1 protein-coding gene is annotated in these 1,072 nt (G+C 67.8%); it reads left to right on the top strand.

What is annotated here, in order from left to right; translation table 11 throughout:
- Positions 1–152: 152 nt before the first annotated feature.
- Positions 153–1,072: putative transposase (locus tag QMG52_RS21710; protein ID WP_283562474.1), on the top strand; the 920-nt coding region annotated here is incomplete at its 3' end.

Genomic DNA, 1,072 nt, shown 5'->3' with positions numbered 1-1,072 from the left:
CCCAGGGCTCCTGACATGACAGGACGGCCGTGCGGGTGATGTATTGAGTTTCCGGGGATTCTTGCTCGCTCAAGTCTTTTAATCATGCCCCCGATGTGAGATAATAAACGTGTGACTTTTTCGCTTATATTGGGGGTGGGAGGATGGGTGTGATGACGACCCAGATGCCCCTTCCCTTGATCGCGGACCTGGGTGCCGTGCTGATCGGGGAGTCGGCGGCGTTGCTGGAAAATGATGTTCTCGGCGGCAAGGTCTTTCTCAACGGCCAGTTGTGCTGGGTGTGGGATGCCGGCCAGGATGACCTGCGCCGCCTGGCCGCGGTGCAGCTGGTGCGGGCCGGCGCGGCCCGGGTCAACGAGGTAGCGGCAGGGTTCGGCGTCACCCCGGAATCGTTGCGCCGCTGGCGGGTCAGTCTCACCGGTGAGGGTGTGGCCGCGTTGGCGCCGGTGAAGAAAGGCCCCAAAGGTCCGACGGTGCTGACCGGAGAGAAAGCGGCCGAGATCCGCCGGCTCCGCGCCGGTGGTGCGAGCCTGCGGGCAACCGCGGCAGCGGCCGGGGTCTCCACCGACACCGTCCGGCGCGCCCTGACCTTCGAGGAGACAAACACCCCGGAAGCCGCTGAAATCATCGTGAACAAGCGCGGATCAGCGCCCAAGACCCGCACTGAGCCAACACAGCCGGTGTTGCCCGTACTCCCGGCACCTGCGGATCGGTCCACCGAACGGGCAGCAGCCCGGGCCGGTCTGCTCGAGTGCGCGGCCCCGGTGTTTGCCCCGGCGGCCCGGGTGCCGTTGGCCGGGCTGTTCCTGGCCTTGCCGGCGCTGGAGGCCACCGGGCTGCTGGACTGCGCGAAGGCAACGTTCGGGGCGTTGCCGGACGGGTTTTACGGGCTGGAGACCATGCTCCTCGACTCGGTGTTGCGGGCCCTGGCCGGAGAGCCCCGCGCCGAAGGCTCCACCCGGATCGACCCTGCCGCCCTGGGCCGGGTGCTGGGCCTGGACCGGGCCCCGGAAGTAAAAACCATCCGCCGCAAGATCAGCCACCTGGCCGAAACCGGGAAGGCCGGGGACCT

It is taken from the genome of Paenarthrobacter sp. PH39-S1 (genome assembly GCF_030063245.1).
Classification (GTDB): Bacteria; Actinomycetota; Actinomycetes; order Actinomycetales; family Micrococcaceae; genus Arthrobacter_M.
Note: the sequence above shows the minus strand (reverse complement) of the source record. Positions and strands in the feature narration are given on the sequence as shown.